Origin of the sequence: Novosphingobium sp. B-7, assembly GCF_000410615.1 — a bacterium.
Taxonomy (GTDB): domain Bacteria; phylum Pseudomonadota; class Alphaproteobacteria; order Sphingomonadales; family Sphingomonadaceae; genus Novosphingobium; species Novosphingobium capsulatum.
Map to the genome: position 1 here is coordinate 1 of NZ_KE148401.1, position 578 is coordinate 578.

The following is a 578-nucleotide window of genomic DNA, read 5'->3' on the forward strand; positions in this document are numbered from 1 at the left end:
CGTGCAGCTGGTGGCGCCGGTGTCCGACGATGCAGCCGCGTCGCCGCTCGCCCCGGTGCCGGCCCGCACGGCGATCCTGGCCACGGCGCGTGCGGCCCACGCGCTGGGTCTGCAAGTGGCGCTCTATTATCCGCTGCTGCGCGACTATACGCGGCCGGGCGATGTCACGGCCGAACAGGCAGACTTTGCCGCGCTGGTGGCCGATTTTCCCGCGCTGGATACAGTCTATTTCCCCGGCGGCGACCCTGGCCATACCGCGCCCGCGCCGCTGTTTGCCGTGTTGGGGCAGCTCGCTGCGCCGCTGCACGCGCGCTTTCCGGCCGCCGAAATGCTGGTATCCTCGCAAGGGTTCGATGCCGCCGGGTTTGACGCCTTCGTGGCGCAAGTGCGCCAGCGCCCAACCTGGCTTTCCGGCGTGTTCGTCGGGCCGCAGACGCGCAGCCCGATTGCCGCCCACCGCGCGCTGTTTGCCGGGGTGGTGCCGCTGGAACTTTATCCTGACACGGCCCATGCCATGCACGCGCAGTTGCCGCTGCAACGCTGGCACCCGGCCTTTGCCCTGACCGAAGGGCGCGAGC

1 pseudogene is annotated in these 578 nt (G+C 70.4%); it reads left to right on the forward strand.

The window, feature by feature from the left end:
* A pseudogene (locus tag H926_RS33510) lies at positions 1–578 on the forward strand (hypothetical protein); the annotation flags it as partial.